Below are 17,555 nucleotides of genomic sequence, written 5' to 3' on the forward strand. Positions count from 1 at the left end.
GTGAAATTGCTTAGTACAGTTGGGGAAGTTAAAAATTATGTAATCATTTTTGCCAAGGGAGACGAGGCCGTTTCAGGCATGACTGAATTTGCACAAAAATACAATGTCAAGAGCGGCCATTATCAGGCTATTGGCGATGCACTGCATATAGAATTAGGCTGGTTTGATTATAAACGCAAAGAATTTTTGGTGATTGATGTCGATTCATCTGAGGTAACATCCTTTACAGGTGACCTTGTCTGGTATAAGAACAAACCGGTTGCTCATACCCACATGACTACCTCTTTGCGTGATGGTTCTGTGAAAGGCGGGCACTTGCTGCAACTCATCGTCGGCCCAACCCTGGAGGTCTTTGTTACGGTCGAACCAACTCCTCTGTACAAGAAATTAGATGAAGAATTTAATGCAGGGTTGATTGATCCGGATCTCAAAAAATAGCTTTAAAAACGAATTACATGGAAATTACAGCAGCTGTGTACCGCAGGAATTTATTCCCAAGCTGATCAAAATGTATCAGAACGGACAGTTTCCCTTTGATAAACTGATCAAAACGTATCCTTTTGAGGAAATCAACCAGGCGGTTGAAGACTCGGAAAAAGGAAGAACGATCAAAAGTGTATTAAGGATTGGTGAGTACAATGCTTAATATTTTATTTGTTTGAAGCAGGCTTTTCTTAATTTGTGGAAGCAGGCTTTTTTATATAAAAAATCCATGTCAAAAGTCGTAGTTAAAAAACTACGACTTTTGACATGATCCCTTCATTAAAATCATAGGGTTGTTCTACGAAGAAATCCTGGCGTAAGGGAATATCGTTTAAGTATCTCGAAAATTCAACCGCCAAGCGGCCTCGTCAAAATAATAAATTGAGACATTAATTTTCGAGATAACTTGTTAAGAATGATATACATGGAGTTCAGGCATTCGCTTTAAATTCGTTGCATCCCTCTAAAATCCGACGTTTCGTGATACTGCCAGGTAATCTTTATAAGTAAATTCTTTAATAGGCTCCTTTTCAACAATAGGACACGCATTGCGTATTTTGTATTGAACGTGTGTAAATCGCCGAGTTGCCTGCAAGCTTAAACCACCCTATATTTGACAAACTATGCCATTTAAAATTTCAAAAAAATACTTCAACGATAAATGGACAGACTTAGGTTTAACTGAGGACAATGGGGATAATTGGGCAGAAGGTATTTTAATAATAAAAGATAGGTTTGACAGTCCGTTCTTCAATCACCTTGACAACATAAAGAATGATGAATTTAGTGGTTTCGTTATTATGTCAATCGACTGTTTGTTAATTGAGACGCTTATGCAATTTTATTTAGGTGTTGACAATACAGAAATTAATTATAGCGGAGAAAATTGGAAAGCATTTAGAGACTTTTTAAAACAAAGCAGTCACTTCAACACGTATTTCAAGACTAATAAAATTTGTAACGTTTTTTATCAACAATTTCGTTGTGGACTTCTACATCAAGCGCAGACAAAACAAAAATCTCTTATTAAAGTTTGCCAACCAGATTTTGTTATATTGGCGGACACGACAAACGTAGACAAAGGACTTATCATTGACAGAATTCAATTTCATCAGAACCTAGTTTTAGAATTTGAGGAATACATTGAAAAATTGAAGACAAACGAGACCAATTTTAAAGGAGAGAATTTAAGATTGAAAGCAATAACCAAAATGGACTTGATTTGTGCAGAATGACAAGCCAGCAGACAACAAGGGTTTGGCGTTGTTTGGCGTTATAGGGGCTGAAGAATAAATCCTTATCTTTCGTTTTTTCAATTTAGCTTTTTATTATAGTTGGGCTAAAGTTCCCTGATTTCCCCTACAACGCCAAGCCCAAAACCGTTCTGCCTCACCATAAAAGGCGACACGACCGACATTATGCAAAAAGAGAAATGAAAGAAATCGCATTTACAATATGAAACTTGTTACCAGAAATAATCTTGAAAATTGGGCAGACACTACCTTTTCAAAAGCCACTTTACCTTACCTAATTTCAAGATTGGTAAGAGCAACGACACCTGCAAGCACAAAGGCAAACCTTCCTTCGGGCAGTGCATCCTATATCGGAGGTTGGGATGGTATTGTGAATTGTGAAACTGAAACAGCTTACGTACCTCAAGGAATTACTCTGTGGGAATTTGGTACTTCTTCCGACTGTAAAGGAAAAGCCGATGATGATTATGATAAAAGAAAAACAAATCCAATAGGATTTACACCAAGCGATTCTGTTTTCATATTTGTTACGCCAAGACTTTGGACAAAAAAAGATGAATGGATTGCAGCGAAAAAAGCTGAGAAGCATTGGAGAGATGTTATTGTTTATGATTCAGTAGACTTAGAACAATGGCTTGATAATGCACTTTCTGTTTCTCGTTGGCTTGCTTCGCAAGATGGAGTCGGAACATATCCATTTGATGGAATAATGACGGCTGACGAATTCTGGGAAGAATGGTCAATGGGTCCAAAAGGGTTGCTTCTTTCACCAGAATGTGTAGTAGCAGGAAGAGAATATGAGAAAGACTTGTTATTAACAGCGTTACAAGGAGACCCAACAATCAAAGGAATAAAAGCATCAACAAAGATTGAAGCAATTGCATTTATAATTGCTTCAGCAAAATTATTCCCAACAGAAGAGTTTGACCGATTTTTTTCCAAAGCATTAGTCGTTGATACTGAAGGAAATTTTCGTGGAATAGTAAGGAACAATATAACCTCTACTTTAAATCTCATTCCAAGATTTGATGAAGCGCAACCTCTTTACTTAGCTGTATCAAAAGGAAACCACGTATTAGTTCCTCTCGGTGCAGATGATGACTTCAATCAAGAGATAATTACTCTTCCAACAATTGATAGAGATGGTCAAATCAATGCACTAATAAATAGTGGCATATCAAAAGAAGATGCAGAGAAATTTTCTAGGGAATCAGCCAGAAATATTACTATACTCAAAAAACTACTTGGATTTCCGCACTACAAAGCAAAATGGATAGAGAAAGAAAACATTCGTGAGATAATTCCTGCTCTTATACTTGGGAGATGGAATGAAATATTTGATGGAGATATTGAACTAATTGAAAAGCTTTCTGAACAAAAATATTCCGACTATTTAGTTAGTCTAAACAAATGGAAAAACTTTGAAGAATCGCCCATCATCCAAATAGGGGAAACTTGGAGGTTAACCTCACCTCTGGATTTATGGACAGCTCTTTCATCTCAACTTTCATCCAAAGACTTTCAGAACATTAAAGAATGTTATGCATTAGCATTCGAAAATGGAAATCCGATAATCGAACCTGCAGATAAAAATAGTTTCGCAGCTTACTTCAACAAAAAAAACAAATATTCCAATTGGTCAAGAGAAGGGCTAACACAATCGTTAATTTTAGTTGGACGTTTAAATGAAGTAAAAATTCCCAATCTTGACAATCCCCAAAATTGGGTTGATAAAATCATTTTTAATTTACTCAACAACGCAAGTGGAGAAATGTGGATTTCCGTTGACCACGAATTACCCCTTATTTCGGAGGCATCGCCTGAAAGTTTTCTCAAAGCAGTAAAAAATTCATTGGCAAAAGAACAGCCCGAAATAATGGATATGTTTAAAGAGGAAGATGGTTTTTTGCACAAAACAAGTCACCACACTGGTTTGTTGTGGGCACTTGAAAATTTGGCTTGGTTGCCCGAATATTTAAGGGATGCGAGTTTGGTACTGCTTAAACTTTCAAGACTTGACCCAGGGGGTGGTTTATCAAACAGACCACTGAATAGTATTACAGAAATTTTCAAACCTTGGTATTTTCAAACTCTTGCATCTTATGATGAAAGAATGGAAATTCTAAAATACATTACCGAAAAGGAGAAAGAATCAGGTTGGACTCTTTTGATTAGAATGCTTCCAGACCATCACGGCATAGCACATCCAACACATAAAATGCGGTGGCGAATGTTTGATAAGAATACCAATCTCACTTACACTTATCAAGAAATATGGAATACTCATTCAGCAGTAATAGAAATGCTTATAAATCTTTTTGATAATGATGAAGAAAAAATTTCTCAACTCATAAATGAAACAACCAACCTTTTACCTAAAGACAGGAAAAGAGTTTTAGATTGGGCCGATGAAGTTTACCCAAATATCAAACAAGAAAAATTTTCAACTTGGGAAACAATCAGAGGGATTTTAAATCATCACAGATCGCATCCTGATACCGATTGGGCTTTACCCGAATCTGAGTTAGTGCGTTTAGAAAATTTGTATAATAAACTTCAACCAACAGACAGTATTCATAAATACATTTGGCTTTTCAATGAACATTGGCCTGAGTTCCCAGAAGGTTTTATATATGAACCCAATGAATCAGAAAAACGATACGAGCATCAACAAAAGCGCATTGATGAAGCAAGAAAAAAAGCAGTAACAATTTTTCTTCAAGAATTAGGCTTAAACGCAACCGTAGAATTACGAAAACAAGTTAAAGAGTTTTGGCTTTTAGGTGGTGCTTTAGCTGACTTAATTAAAAATCAAGAAGATGTTCTTACAGTTTGTGAATGTTTATATGATGAAAAAAAACTCATTGGTTTTGCTCATAACTTTATCTATCGTAAATCAAATATTGAAAGTTTTGATTGGATAAAATCACTATTCAAAGAATTACAAGGAAAGAAGTATAGCGACAAAGCACTTTCCAACGTTCTAATTCCACTAAATCAAAATCAAGAATTATGGAGTTTTGTAGCTTCGTTAAATGAAGAAATACAAAATGAATATTGGCAAAATATCAATCCACATTTTTATCACATAACCGATGATGAAAAAGTAATCGGAATTGAAATGCTTTTGAAACACAAAAGATTCTTTTCTGCAATAGATATTGCTTCACATTTCACAAATGTAATTCCAAGTAATCTGCTTTCAGAAATATTGAAAAAAGCAGGAAAAGAGGAAGCAAGTGAAACACCTCGCTTTAGAGGTTATGAAATTGAAAAAATTTTTGAAGAACTTGACAAAAGAACAGATATAGAGAAATCAACTCTCATTCATCTCGAATGGTTATATCTTCCAATTTTAGATTCATATGGAACAAAAAGAAATCCCAAGACCTTGGAAGAAGAACTGGCAAACAACCCTGATTTTTTTATTGAGGTTTTAAAATGGATTTACATTCCAAAAGACAAAACATTATTGGAAAAAGAACGAGAAGGTATTTCTGATGAAACTATTCAAAATAGAGCAAAACAAGCCTACCATTTGCTTCATTCGTGGAAAAAAATTCCGGGGATGAAAGAAGATAATTCTATTGATGAAGGGGTGTTAAAAGATTGGATTATAAACGCGAGAACTTTGGCCGAATCAGCTAGCAGATTAAATGTTGCTGATTCTGAAATCGGAAAAGTATTAGCTGAATACCCTGAAAATATTGAAGAATGGCCTCAGGAAAAAATATTTCAAATTATTGAAGAAATAAACACGGATAGTTTGAAGAGCGGTTATTCTTCTGCGATGTTTAACAAAAGAGGCTCTTCAACAAGAGGTGCTTTTGATGGTGGAGATATTGAAAGAAGAAAAGCTGCCTACTTTGAGAAATTATCAAATGATTTTAAGAATAAATACCCAAATGTTGCTGAGGTATTTAAACGAATGCAACAAGGTTATTTAGCAGATGCAAAACGGATGGATGAAGAAGCAGAAAGAAACAAACTGGAATATTAATTCCTATAAACCAAAATAGATGCTAAATCACAAAAATTGACACGATTAAAAAAGAAGGGCGAAGGCATAACAGCACCTACACGCAAGTGGGGGGACTATGCTTCTATGAAAGTGAAGTGCAAAATTCAAGCTTTGTGTATTTAATGAAGTTTATTCAAACGGATTTGCAAAGAGCAAATTACCCTATTTACGCTGTGAACCTACAACGCATCACGCTTAACAATTTTATATTGATTTTGCCACGATGGAAATGTCTTGATCAAAGGTGAAGAAAAGTGATAAAGACAGATCCCTATCAGAACGATCACACCAAGAACAGTCACCCAACCAAAGATATCTCTGCCGGCCAGAAGCATTGCCTGCTGGTTTAACCTGGCCGAGATTGCTTTGGAAGCCAGCTGTGAAGCCTGAAGGCTTGGCGAGCCGCTTTTCAAAGATTGATTATAAATACCTGCGGCTAGTGGTTCGAGCCCGCTTGCATCTATTTTTGAAGCCAGTTTTTGCAAATAATCCTGAGAAAGCCGGTAAACATTTTCGCTAAAAAAAGCGCCCATGACCGCATTTCCCAAAGCGTTTCTGAACATGGCCACGTAACAAAGCATCTGGGCAAAAACATCAAAACCTACGCCGATTGTCACGTATTTAGCGGCAGCGGCAAAGATGATGATGTTGCCCAGGCCTTTAAGAAAGTAAGGCAGATACAGCTGCTGCTCGCCTGCGCTGCCGCTGAATGCAAAATACAACAGTCCATGGTGCAATGTAAGCGCTGCAAAACCTGCCGCAAAGATGATCCGGAACGGCCCGTTTATATATTTAAACCAAAAGTATCCCATCACGGCACCTGTCAGGATCCCACCGGCAATCCACCAGTTCAGATCACCCGTATGCAAATTATCCAAACGCATCACGGAACCTGTAAAAGGTCCCAGGATACTACCGGTAATGCTGAGCATTACCTGAGCGATCAGGATAACAAGGATGGCAACCTGTACATTTTTAAGCGCGAACACACGCGGTAAGATCAGTGCACGCCGGATGGTGTAGCTGCGGTAAACAATCAGCAGAAACCAGAGCAGTGCTGCCATTGTGGCAACCATAATTTTCTGTGAGCCGTACCAGTCAAGTACATGCCCGTAAGTAAGAACGTAGCTGATCATTAAAAAAAAGACCGACCAATGAAAAATGCCTTTCCAGTCGATACCAAAAAGCGGCAAAGGTTTTACGATCCGAAAAGGCCGGAGCAGAAAAAGGATCAGTAGGGTCTGAATCCCCAGCAGGATGGCCACCAGGTTATAAATCATTTGCCAGTCGTAGCTGTCGGCCAGTATAACCGCCAGCGTGGCATTCAGCTGACCGCACAGTAAAACGATAGCCAATGCAACACTGAAAAACATGCCGTAATCTTTCTGCCGGGTGATAATTAACTGGAGTGCAACGAGTGTTTCAAAAGTTCCGATCATCTTGAAGGCGCCAATAAAAAAGGCACATACGATCAGCACAGGCACCGATGAAGTATACATGCAAACCAAAAGTAATACTGCCAACAGAAGCGAGCAGACAGAAAGGATCTGCTGAGATGTAAAGCGGAACTTGATGCGGAAAAGTATTGGAAAAATAAATGTGACGCCGATCGTACTTACCTGGTAAACAAAGCTCAGATCCTCCCGGTACAGCTGATAGGCACCTGTTACATCGCCCATCAAACTCAGGTAGACCGGACTGGCGCATTGAAATATTACGGCAAACAAAATGAATAAGGCGATCCGTAACCAGACCGGCACAAAATCTTTGAAACAAAGCAGTGGCTTATCCATTATATCCCTTCATCAAAATAAACAACGGCATTCATTCCTGCCCTCAGCCGCGCTACTTCCGCTTTGTCTTTGGGATCCAGAAATTCCAGGCGGATAGGAATTCGCTGCTGGATTTTCACAAAATTACCCGTTGCATTATCAGTAGGAACCATCGAGAACACCGAACCGGTGGCTGCTGAAATGGAAGTGATCGTAGCGGTAAAATCGTGGCCGTCAACTGCATCGATCTGCACCCTGGCTTTTTTACCTACAGCCAGTGATTGCAGCTGTTTCTCTTTGATATTGACAGTCAGCCATTTTTCATCTGCATTGACCACAGCAGCAAGCTGCTGACCGGCCTGCACGAGCTGGCCTTCCGTTATATTTTTTCGTCCCATAAACCCGTCGCAGGGCGCGAGAATAACCGTGTAAAATACGTTGAGCTGCGCCGCTTTCAGCTGTGCCTGTGCCCGCTTGACGGCCGCGTTGTTTACATTAATTTTGGCACCAGCTTCCCTGACTGTCAAGGAATTGCCTCTTTTTACGTTTTCCAGAGAACCAAGTTTTGCGTTTAAAGCGTCATATTCACTTTTTACCATATCGTATTGCTGCTCGGTCACAGACTCCTGCGCCAACAGCGTTTCATAACGTTTCAGGTTTTTACCGGCGTTCCATAGCCTGGCTTTGGTTTCTTCCAGGTTCGATGCAGCGACATTTACTGTATTTTCAGCCGTTGTTACGGACGATTGGGTCACATGTTTACCTGCCATTGCGTCCAGCAGATTAGCATCTGCCAGTTGCTCTTGTACCAGATAATCGGTATCATCAATAATGACCAGTGTGTCGCCTTTTCTGACTTGTTGAAATTCTGAAAAATTAACTTTTTTAATATATCCGCCAACGCGGGCATTGACCGGTGAAAGCAGCTGCTGTATCTGCGCGTCATCACTGTACGTTGCCTGATGGAATGAATAGAAATAGCCAAGTCCTATGGCTACGACGGCCGCCGCAAGAAGGCCCGTAAGCCAGCCTAACCAATTATTTCTCTGATTATTTTTTGGGTGATGTACGCTCATGTTAATTTAATTGACCTGTCACTTTTTGTAGTTCAAAGTAGCGCATGATCTGCATCGTCTGTGCAGTTGTCAGCTGCAATTCAGTTTCGAGTTTCTGGTTACTGGCATCCGTCATGTCCGTGATCAGGGCCACTTGCTGTTCATATCCGTTTAATATCCGCCGGTAATTTTCCGTTGCCAGTTCCAGTTTTTTCTGTTCACTGGCCAGCTGTTGCCCTGCTTCTACCCAGAGCGTATAAGCATTAAAAACAGCTTTGCGCGTATTTTCCATGACGAGCTCAGACTGCTGCACTGCCGCGGTTAGCCCCTGGGTTGCAGCGGCCATTCTTGCTTTATTTTTATATAATCCACCCAGACTGTAATTGAGCCGCAGGCCCACATTGAGGTTGTTTGCATAAATGTCCTTTGCGGGAATATCATACACATAAGGCCTTGCAAGCCCGTTTGATGCATACAGGGAAGCCTGGGGAAGATAGGCCGCCCGGACCTGCTGCTGTCTTTTTTGAGCCGTTTGTTTATTGAGCTCATTGATCTGAATATCAGGTTCAGTTTGCACAGCTGTTTGCGTCCAGTTGTCCAGTTTTACTGCTGAATTAGCTACCGCAGGTAAAGTGGGGTCAGGCTCGATGATCGTTCCTTCGGGCAATGAGAGTGTTTCAGCCATGGCGTTGCTGACGATCCTGATGCGGCTTGAAACCCTGACCAGTTGCAGCTTCATATCTTCCAGTAAAAGTTCGCTGCGGATCTTGTCGCTTTTTAGCAGGATACCGGCTTTCAGACGAGTATTTATTTTTTCAAGCAGCAAATTAGCCTGATCTATATTTCTTTCGTAGACGGCTCGTTGGCGTATCAGCCGGTACAGATCCAGGTAATAACCTGCCATTAGAAGTTTAATTCCCATTTTATCTTTCTCAAAATTCAGCCCGGCAATTCTGCTCCGTAGTTCTGAAATCTCAATATCCCGCCTGACGCTTCCACCGCTAAAAAGCAGATAGCTGGCCTGCACCAGATAACTGTTGGAAAAGTGCGGCATATCATAAAAACCACTTTTCATCGTGCCCATCCCAATCACCCCTACGTTGGAAAGATATCCTGCGCTCACGGCCACATCGATATCCGGCAAGAGCTGGTTTTTGGCTATGTCGGCGCCTGTTTCTGCCTCCTGGATCCGGATGGCACTCAATTTCAAAAGGCGGCTGCCAGATTCAGCCAGTTTAAAAAGATCTTCCACCTTTAAACGCAGTGTATCCTGCGCGCGTGCAGAGCCAATGCTGCCCATAAAAAAACTTAAAAATATAAGAACAATCCGTGCTTTCATTACAAAAATTTCAAAGCACAAAATTGCTGCTATAAAGCGTTTAATGAAATGGGTAAAAGATGGAATATATATCAAAAAGAAAGATCTATGTATAATTTTTAAAAGAATCAAATAGCGAATACTTAAATTATATACCCAAAAGAAGAGTTATCAGCTTAAACCGTTGCGATAATCTGTCGGCGTAAGTGCCGTGTATTTTTTAAAGAAGCGGCTGAAATGAAATTGATTTTGAAAATGAAGCTGGTCGGCAATATTACTGATGGTCAGATTGGGATAGTCAAGCAGAACCTTAGCTTCCAGAATAACCATCTGGATCATAAAACTCCGGGCAGTATGAGTTGTTTTCTGTTTAAGAAGCTGTGACAGATATTTTTCATGAATACCGAGCAGGCTTGCATAAAACGACACATTACGCTCCGTCTTATAGTGACTAACCAGCAAATTGAAGAATTGTTGAACAATACTATTATATGAGCTGCTGAGTTTCCGCTGCTCTTCGTAACAGTAACCTACCTGTGAAATAACCGCCTGAAATACAGAACGAATCATCTCTTCGTTAACCTTTTGAGCTGCATGATCACGGATCAAGAGTAAATGGATCAGTTCAATCATACGGCTGACAATTGCCTGGTCTGCCGGATTCAGGGAAATCATAGCCTGCTCATCACTTTTGAATAAAGGAAACCGGGCGACACTTTTGGTGTAATTTCCGGAAGCTAAAATAAAGTCGGCAGAAAATAACAGCGACAAAAAATGAACTGAGTTTTCCTGCCAGCTCATTTCCCGGATAGCCGAGGGTGGAATAATGAGCAGCTCACCCTGATGCAGCGTGTACTCCTGCAAATTCACTTTCACGTACATTTGTCCTTTTTGGACCAGGATTACGGAGTAATGCGCGGAACGGAACGGACGCTTCCAGGTATTGTCAAATAAGTGAACCGACGAATCAAAAACCATTAAACCCGGCAAAGCATCACTCAGGCCCAATGCTCCCATCAGGTGCGGTATTTCCAGATTGGACGGCAGTGACTTTTCGGCAGACTTCATTAATAATTTATTTTGATAAACAGAACGATTGTAAATATGAATAAAGTATCACTGTCAAACTACAACAGCGCCAGTGAATTCCCTGGCACTACCCCATAAAACAATAGCCAATCCAGATTGACTGAACGGGCTATTGTTAAAATAACTGCGGTTGTTACCGATTATCACATTGGCTGGTTATATTCATACCAGGCAATTTTCCAGTTTCCATTTACTTTTTTTACTACAAAGATCTCGCGGTAGCTGGCCGGAACAGTCTGCCCGGTAGCATTAATCAGCATTGTTCCGGATGAATGTGATCTTACATATCCAAACTCGCCGTCAATAACAACTTCGTCAATGTTGAAGGTCAGATTCAGTTTAATTGCCGAAAATACGCTGGTATAAACATCTTTAATGACAGCGCTGCCAATGGCAGTCGGTGAATCCGGGGCCATCAGTACACCATCAGTGGTAAAGGCAGCTGACACAGCAGCCGGATCAGAAGCAGTAACTGCACTGGCATAAGTTGAAGTTACCAATGCGTTGATAGCCAGCTTGTCCGAATCCGTTGAAGCAGCAGACTTGTTTTCGATCGTTACAGTACTTTGTGCCTGGTTTAAGGTCCCCATTTTATTGTAGATGTACCTGGCAATTTTCCACTTATCATCTGCCTTTTTCACGATGAATACTTCCCTGTTTTCCTCAGGTGCAGTTGCTCCGTTTGCTTTTACAGAAAGCGTACCGGCAGACGTTGACCTGACAAATCCATATTCTTTGCCGACAATGATCTCATCAATTTTGAAATTTAAATCAAGTCCAACCGCACCAAAAATTCCATCATAAGTTGATTTCAATTGTGCCAAGCCTGATGCTGTCGGTGAACCTGGGCCCATCACAACGCCATCGCTGGTGAAAGCAGAAGTAACTCCATCTGCACTTGATGCTGCGAGCGCATCACGGTAAGTAACGGTAACTAATTTTTTAATTGCATCACCTTCTTTCACCGTATCAACCGCATTGATGTTGTGATCTGTACACGAGAAACCCGCAAAAGCGATTGCCAATAAGAGCGAAAATTTTTTCATTTTTTTTATTTTTGTTTGTGATACAAAGGTCACACACATTACCGGTATGCACCCATAAACAACTTTAAGAAGCAGCCTTAATATTGTTTAAGATTCAGTATTGATTTTAATCAACAACCAGACGTATTCCAGTGAATTGCCAGCGCAGATGGGGATGAAGAAATTTCGGTATGTGCTGCGGCTATGACCTTCCGGGGTTGCCACAGAAGCTCCTCTAAGAACCATTTGACTCACCATAAATTTGCCGTTGTATTCACCTATTGCGCCATCCGCTTTTTTGAAACCGGGATAAGGCAAATAGGCACTATTGGTCCATTCCCAGCGTGTTCCCCGACTGTTTCGTTTAATTTGGCTTCAGACAGCCTTCCATACCACATCGGCAAACCATCCTTTGGAATCCGTAAATGTAGATACAGGTTCAAAACCGCTATCGACTGCCATCTGGTTGATCTGGCTGAGCGTGTACTTTTGAGAAATTTCCATCCAAATACATTCTCCTTCGCTGAAATGAATATCCGCATTAGGAAATGTCACGGTATGCTTACGCTGAGACACGAGGTAGCTTTTACAGGCACCAGTCAAAGGATCGTAACTGCAATAATGATCAAACAAATCAAGATCAAAGTCTGCGCCCAATTCTGAATTGATCCGCTGTAACAGATTCAGATTAAAAGCTTTGGTAATGCCCTGCTGATCTGAATACGCCGCCCGAATCAAATACGGGTCTTTTACTAAATCGAAGCCTATCAGGACCCTATCGCCGGGCCTTATCGATTGCCGTATGCGGGTGCAAAACCGGAGTGCATCTGCCGGTGGCATGTTCCCAATGTTCGAACCCAGAAACATGACCACCTTATGTAGACTTGATAATGAAACCGCCTGATCGAGCATCTGGAAATATTCCCCTTCCAACGGCTGGATATTCAGCTCAGGGTTTTGGGCAAGTAAGTTACCAGTCAACTCATCAAGGATATTTCCGGAAATATCAACCGGCATATAACGGAACGATTTACCTTGCCGGGCAAGACTATCCAGCAGATGCACCGTTTTTGTTCCATCTCCCGCCCCTAATTCAATAATATCAAAGCTATCTTCACCATTTTGGATCGCGGCGCAAATCTGTTCACGTTGCTGTCTTATAATGGCAGCCTCACAGCGTGTAAGGTAATAATCCTCACAGGCCATGATCCGTTGAAACAGTCGGTCGCCCTGCTTATCATAAAAATATTTTGAAGGAAGCGTTTTAAATTCCTTGGTAAGACCCTGAATCACATCAAGATAAAATGCACCATTTTCTCCAGTTACTTGGGTTGGGGAAAGTGCTTCCTGAACATTTTGTTCCATAAAAACTCGTTATTTCAGTCGGTAGTTATTACAATTTTCCCGCTTGCCTTATTGCTATCCATCAGCTTGTGCGCTTGGGCAATATCGTCAAGCTTGAACACGCCGCCGATGCTTAATTTTATTTCACCGCGCTCTACCATCGATATAAAAGACTGAAAGGCATCCACGTCGACCTTGATCTGTCCGGTGTCATATACAGTCAGGTTTACAGCGGCAGGAATGTAATCCATTGGGGCAAAATCCTGAATGCTCCAAATTTCAGAAAGCATGCCGGTCATACACACGCTACCTCCCGGTTTAGCGCAGGAAAGTGAATCTTTTAATGTATTGGCTCCGACCAGCTCCAATATTTTGTCGATTCCCCCGGGATACAGCTTATCAACCTGTGCTTTCAGGTTACCATCATCAATCAACACTGCTTCTGCACCTGCTTCGATTAGGAATTGCTTTTTCTCCTCGCTACGACTCGTTGCAATCACACTCAGTCCTGAGTGGCGGGCAAGCTGTATGGCCAGAAGCCCGATTGACGATGTACCGCCGCGAATCAGTATACTTTCGCCTTTTTGTATGCGCAGCGCAAGATGCAGAGAGCCATAAACGGTCTGGAACATTTCAGGAATGGCGCCGAGTATGTCCCAGGAAAGCTTACTGTTAAACGGATAGATGATCGAGCTGGGTAAGACAGCATATTCTGCGTAGCTCCCATCATAATCCCTGCCCATTCCACCCATGCACGCAGCCACTTGCTGTCCGGGTTGCCATTTACTATCGGGGTCAGCAACGATTTCGCCCACACATTCAATGCCCAGTATCCTGGGGAAGAGCACACCGGGTGAATATCCTTTTCGGGTCATCAGCTCAGAACGATTTAACCCGAAAGCCTTTACCTTTACCAGCACTTGTCCCGGATTTGGTTCTGGCACTGATCTATCTTCAATGATCAGCCGCCCTGGCCCTCCCGCTTGGTAAATTACCGCTGCTTTCATAGATACCTATATTTTTATTTAAAAGGTATTAAAAATGTACCGCGCTATTTTCCAGGATCCTGCCTGCCGTTTTAGCACAAACAAATCACGTGTTTTCTTAGACGTTGTATGACCGGCAAAGTTCTTGATTGCAAACGTTGCTACGCAGTCAACAATGCCAAAATTCTGATCAACAACTACATTTAAAATTGAATAGCCGGCCTGTACAGTCTGGCGCTCAAAGAATTTTCCGGCACTGGCCAAAATCTCGTCAGCCCCTTTGATTGTAGGAAGGCCATCCGGCATAAAACATCCGTCCTGCACATACAGGGCTGCGATTGCAGCAGAATCGCTATTGTTGAGCGCAGTAGAATATGCATTCAACAATTCTTCAATCATTTTCTCGTCTTGTTCCATTGTCACTTTGTTTATAGATAGCTATGAGTCGATCTTATTCCCACAAATTATTTGTTGGATTTAAGATCAGGAGTTATAAGACAAAGTTCTGACAAGCAGTCAAAACGAACCCATAAACAACTGCAAGAAAAACTCTTAAACTATATTAAGATTTGTCCTTGGAAACGATTGACTTTCGGATTTTACTCAGGAATTCAGGGGTGATCCCCAGGTAAGATGCAATCTGTGCATTTGGAAGCCGGTTAGCCAAATGAGGATATTGGGCCAGAAATGATTGGTATCGCTGCTCGCCGGTAGAGCTGATGTTTTCCAGTACCCTGTTTTGAAGCTCCACATACTTTTGTTCTGTAATGATACGGAAGTTCCGGTCAAACTTGTGATGATTGATAAACAGGTAAAGAAGATCTGCTTTTTTGATTTGCAGGATTGTAGATGGTTCCATAGCCTCAATGTACATCAGGCTGGGTTTTTCAGAATAAAAGCTGCTCAAATCTGCTATCCACCGGTCCGCCGGCCGACCATTTTCAGCAACAAATTGTAAATTATGCTCCACGCCCTTCTGATCCACATGGTACATCTTAAAGCATCCGGATACGACAAAAGTATAGTACTGGCACAAATCACCCTGTTGCAGGATGAAATGACGACGTTTCACCTGCTTTTCAACAAATAACAGAGTTATTTCAGCCCGTTCTTTCTCATCAAGCGGAAAATACTGTTTGAAATATTCTATAAGTTGAGATATTGCCAAAGTTGCAGATTAAAAGCGGAACCATAATTTAATGTCATTCAGATAACACTATTTTATGATTTTTGTTACCTGCAATTATAGGTTTTGTTCAAATGCCGACAATGAAAGGTGCAAATCTCAACTTTTAACTCCTAACCCTTAAAGTAGTTTAAGAGTATTTCTTATATTAAGTTATGAGTACACATGCCCGCAAACAGCGACTTTTGTAAAGGAATTAATGACCGTTAGAAGCAATTCCCTAAAAATGAATAATGATCAAGCTATGAAACAAGCCGTATTTATATTATTGAATTGCCTGTTTTTGTTTGGCAGTGTTAAGGCCCAAACCATCAAGCTCGACCTGAAAAGGCTTGAGCCAATCCAGGCATCAATGTCCATCCAGACGATCACCGGCAAGCAAGCACTTCGGGTTTTGAAGGATACAGCGGTAAAGAAGGTGGATGAACCCACATTTGTCAAATTGAAAGGAGTAGACTTTCGTGACGGTATTATTGAAGTGAAAGTGCTAAGCAGGTTGCTAAAAGACGCACCTGAATACGCCCGTGGTTTTATTGGTATAGCTTTTCGTATCGATGAGCATAACTCAAAATACGAGAGCATTTACATACGCCCAACCAATGGTCGGGCCCAGGATCAGGTACGTAGAAACCATTCCATTCAATACTACTCATATCCGGACTACAAGTTTGACGTACTCCGCAAACAGGCGCCAGAAAAATATGAGTCATACGCCGATATGGAGCTCAATCAATGGATCAACCTGCGGATCGTAGTAAAAGGAGCATCTGCCAAATTATTCATAGATAAAAATCCGCAGCCATCACTAGTTGTCAATGACCTCAAACTGGGACCCGATGTATCAGGCGGTGTAGCACTCTGGGTGGAAGTGGGCACGGAAGGTTTTTTTACCGATCTGAAAATTTTAAAGCAAGATTAATACAAACTGAAAATGAACCAATTACAAGACAAACTTAAATTTTTATGCTGTCTGCTATCACTGGTATGTATAAATGCTATTGGACAGGATCTGAAACAGCTCAGGCATTTCATGCAGCAAAACCCATCTTCCGAAACTTCCATACCTTATGGAAACAATCCAAAAGCTGGTCACTATCTAAAAGCTGATAATGCCAGGATTTATTATGAAGTATATGGCAAAGGAAAACCTTTTGTGATCTTACATGGCGGCATATTTGGGTCAACGCTTGAAATGGGGCGGTTCATCGACAGCCTCTCCAAAAACTACAAGGTCATAGCAATATCGACCAGAGGGCACGGGAAATCAGAAATAGGGAAGTCAGATCCCAGCTATGAGCAAAAGGCAAAAGACGTTAATGCAATCATTCAGGCAGAGACCAGCGACAGTGCAACCGTGCTTGGATTTAGTGACGGCGCTTACACTGGATACTATCTTTCTGCGGCATTTCCTGCAAAAGTAAAAAAGCTGATCGCGATTGGGGCAGGTACCTGGAAAAAGGGGTGGAGAAACTTTACTGTTAATAAAGAAATGGCCCTGAGTTTGGACAGTCTTTATTGGAAACAGCAAATGGCATTAGTACCTGAGCCAGAAAGGGTTGATGAGTGGTTTGCCTCCATTAGCAAAACGTATAATTCCACCGAAGTCAAAGAAGATCTTTTCAAAAAAATTCAATGCCCTGTGCTGGTGCTATCTGGCGAACTGGACCAAAACGCGCCACTTCAAAGCGTCATTGATGCTTATCGTCTAATACCAAATGCCCGGCTGGGAATTATTCCCAACGCGCCACATCCTGTTTTCCTGGTCAATTTTGATGCTGTTTGGGCAAGTATGACACCCTTTCTACGACTTTGACTTTGGTTGCTATTCTGGCTTGAGTGTGCATTTTCAGGTATCCTTGGCCAAGTTTATTGAGCAAAAACGTGTCTGCGCATAAATTGCAGGTACGTTTTCTGCCATCGTGACTAATCGACAATAGTTCATTTTAACCACCGTTTTTTGAAGTACAACTTTAAGGCTATCTATCGTTTTAACCTAAATTAAATATTGCCCCTCCGCTACAGC

General features: G+C 41.2%; 15 protein-coding genes and 1 pseudogene. 6 read left to right on the plus strand and 10 right to left on the minus strand.

Annotated elements, in window-relative coordinates:
- The first annotated feature begins 6 nt into the window (after positions 1–6).
- The 4 genes from E0F88_RS07790 (at position 7) to E0F88_RS07805 (ending at position 5,736) form a co-directional block, all read left to right on the plus strand.
- Entirely contained in the window at positions 7–438 is a 432-nt protein-coding gene (locus E0F88_RS07790; protein WP_131957681.1) for a PPC domain-containing DNA-binding protein, read from the plus strand.
- Complete coding sequence (locus E0F88_RS07795; protein ID WP_131957682.1) at positions 416–646, plus strand: hypothetical protein; 231 nt, start codon at positions 416–418, stop codon at positions 644–646. The genes E0F88_RS07790 and E0F88_RS07795 overlap by 23 nt, the downstream gene beginning before the upstream one ends.
- A gap of 460 nt (positions 647–1,106) precedes the next feature.
- Entirely contained in the window at positions 1,107–1,718 is a 612-nt protein-coding gene (locus tag E0F88_RS07800) for a hypothetical protein (protein ID WP_131957683.1), read from the plus strand.
- Positions 1,719–1,938: 220 nt separating this feature from the next.
- Positions 1,939–5,736, plus strand: coding sequence for a hypothetical protein (locus E0F88_RS07805; protein WP_131957684.1), 3,798 nt, complete (start codon positions 1,939–1,941; stop codon positions 5,734–5,736).
- A gap of 200 nt (positions 5,737–5,936) precedes the next feature.
- Here the strand turns inward: E0F88_RS07805 and E0F88_RS07810 are convergent, their stop codons facing one another.
- The 10 genes and pseudogenes from E0F88_RS07810 to E0F88_RS07855 all read right to left on the minus strand — a co-directional run bounded on the left by E0F88_RS07810 (position 5,937) and on the right by E0F88_RS07855 (position 15,514).
- The gene (locus E0F88_RS07810) at positions 5,937–7,550 is read right to left on the minus strand and encodes an efflux MFS transporter permease (protein ID WP_131957685.1); all 1,614 of its coding nucleotides are present in this window, start codon (positions 7,548–7,550) and stop codon (positions 5,937–5,939) included.
- Complete coding sequence (locus E0F88_RS07815; protein ID WP_131957686.1) at positions 7,550–8,605, minus strand: HlyD family secretion protein; 1,056 nt, start codon at positions 8,603–8,605, stop codon at positions 7,550–7,552. Before E0F88_RS07815 ends, E0F88_RS07810 begins: the two co-directional genes overlap by 1 nt.
- Before the next feature lies 1 nt (position 8,606).
- Positions 8,607–9,923 (minus strand): TolC family protein, encoded by a 1,317-nt coding sequence (locus E0F88_RS07820; protein WP_131957687.1) that lies wholly within the window; start codon positions 9,921–9,923, stop codon positions 8,607–8,609.
- A gap of 150 nt (positions 9,924–10,073) precedes the next feature.
- Positions 10,074–10,970 (minus strand): AraC family transcriptional regulator, encoded by an 897-nt coding sequence (locus tag E0F88_RS07825; protein ID WP_131957688.1) that lies wholly within the window; start codon positions 10,968–10,970, stop codon positions 10,074–10,076.
- Positions 10,971–11,134: 164 nt separating this feature from the next.
- The gene (locus E0F88_RS07830; RefSeq protein ID WP_165940019.1) at positions 11,135–12,037 is read right to left on the minus strand and encodes a YybH family protein; all 903 of its coding nucleotides are present in this window, start codon (positions 12,035–12,037) and stop codon (positions 11,135–11,137) included.
- 106 nt (positions 12,038–12,143) lie between these two features.
- Positions 12,144–12,367 (minus strand): annotated as a pseudogene (locus E0F88_RS34225) (ergothioneine biosynthesis protein EgtB); the annotation flags it as partial.
- Positions 12,368–12,391: 24 nt separating this feature from the next.
- Complete coding sequence (gene egtD / locus E0F88_RS07840; RefSeq protein ID WP_131957690.1) at positions 12,392–13,381, minus strand: L-histidine N(alpha)-methyltransferase; 990 nt, start codon at positions 13,379–13,381, stop codon at positions 12,392–12,394.
- A gap of 14 nt (positions 13,382–13,395) precedes the next feature.
- Entirely contained in the window at positions 13,396–14,367 is a 972-nt protein-coding gene (locus E0F88_RS07845; RefSeq protein ID WP_131957691.1) for a zinc-binding alcohol dehydrogenase family protein, read from the minus strand.
- A gap of 18 nt (positions 14,368–14,385) precedes the next feature.
- Positions 14,386–14,763: a YybH family protein gene (locus E0F88_RS07850; RefSeq protein ID WP_131957692.1), complete on the minus strand. Its 378-nt coding sequence runs from the start codon at positions 14,761–14,763 to the stop codon at positions 14,386–14,388.
- A 145-nt stretch (positions 14,764–14,908) separates the two neighbouring features.
- Entirely contained in the window at positions 14,909–15,514 is a 606-nt protein-coding gene (locus E0F88_RS07855) for a Crp/Fnr family transcriptional regulator (protein ID WP_131957693.1), read from the minus strand.
- 244 nt (positions 15,515–15,758) lie between these two features.
- On the opposite strand from E0F88_RS07855, the gene E0F88_RS07860 reads away from it, so the two are divergent.
- Both E0F88_RS07860 and E0F88_RS07865 read left to right on the plus strand, forming a co-directional pair.
- Positions 15,759–16,451: a hypothetical protein gene (locus tag E0F88_RS07860; protein ID WP_131957694.1), complete on the plus strand. Its 693-nt coding sequence runs from the start codon at positions 15,759–15,761 to the stop codon at positions 16,449–16,451.
- Positions 16,452–16,463: 12 nt separating this feature from the next.
- Positions 16,464–17,345, plus strand: coding sequence for an alpha/beta fold hydrolase (locus tag E0F88_RS07865; protein ID WP_131957695.1), 882 nt, complete (start codon positions 16,464–16,466; stop codon positions 17,343–17,345).
- Positions 17,346–17,555: the final 210 nt, after the last annotated feature.

It is taken from the genome of Dyadobacter psychrotolerans, from assembly GCF_004349265.1.
Taxonomy (GTDB): Bacteria; Bacteroidota; Bacteroidia; order Cytophagales; family Spirosomataceae; genus Dyadobacter; species Dyadobacter psychrotolerans.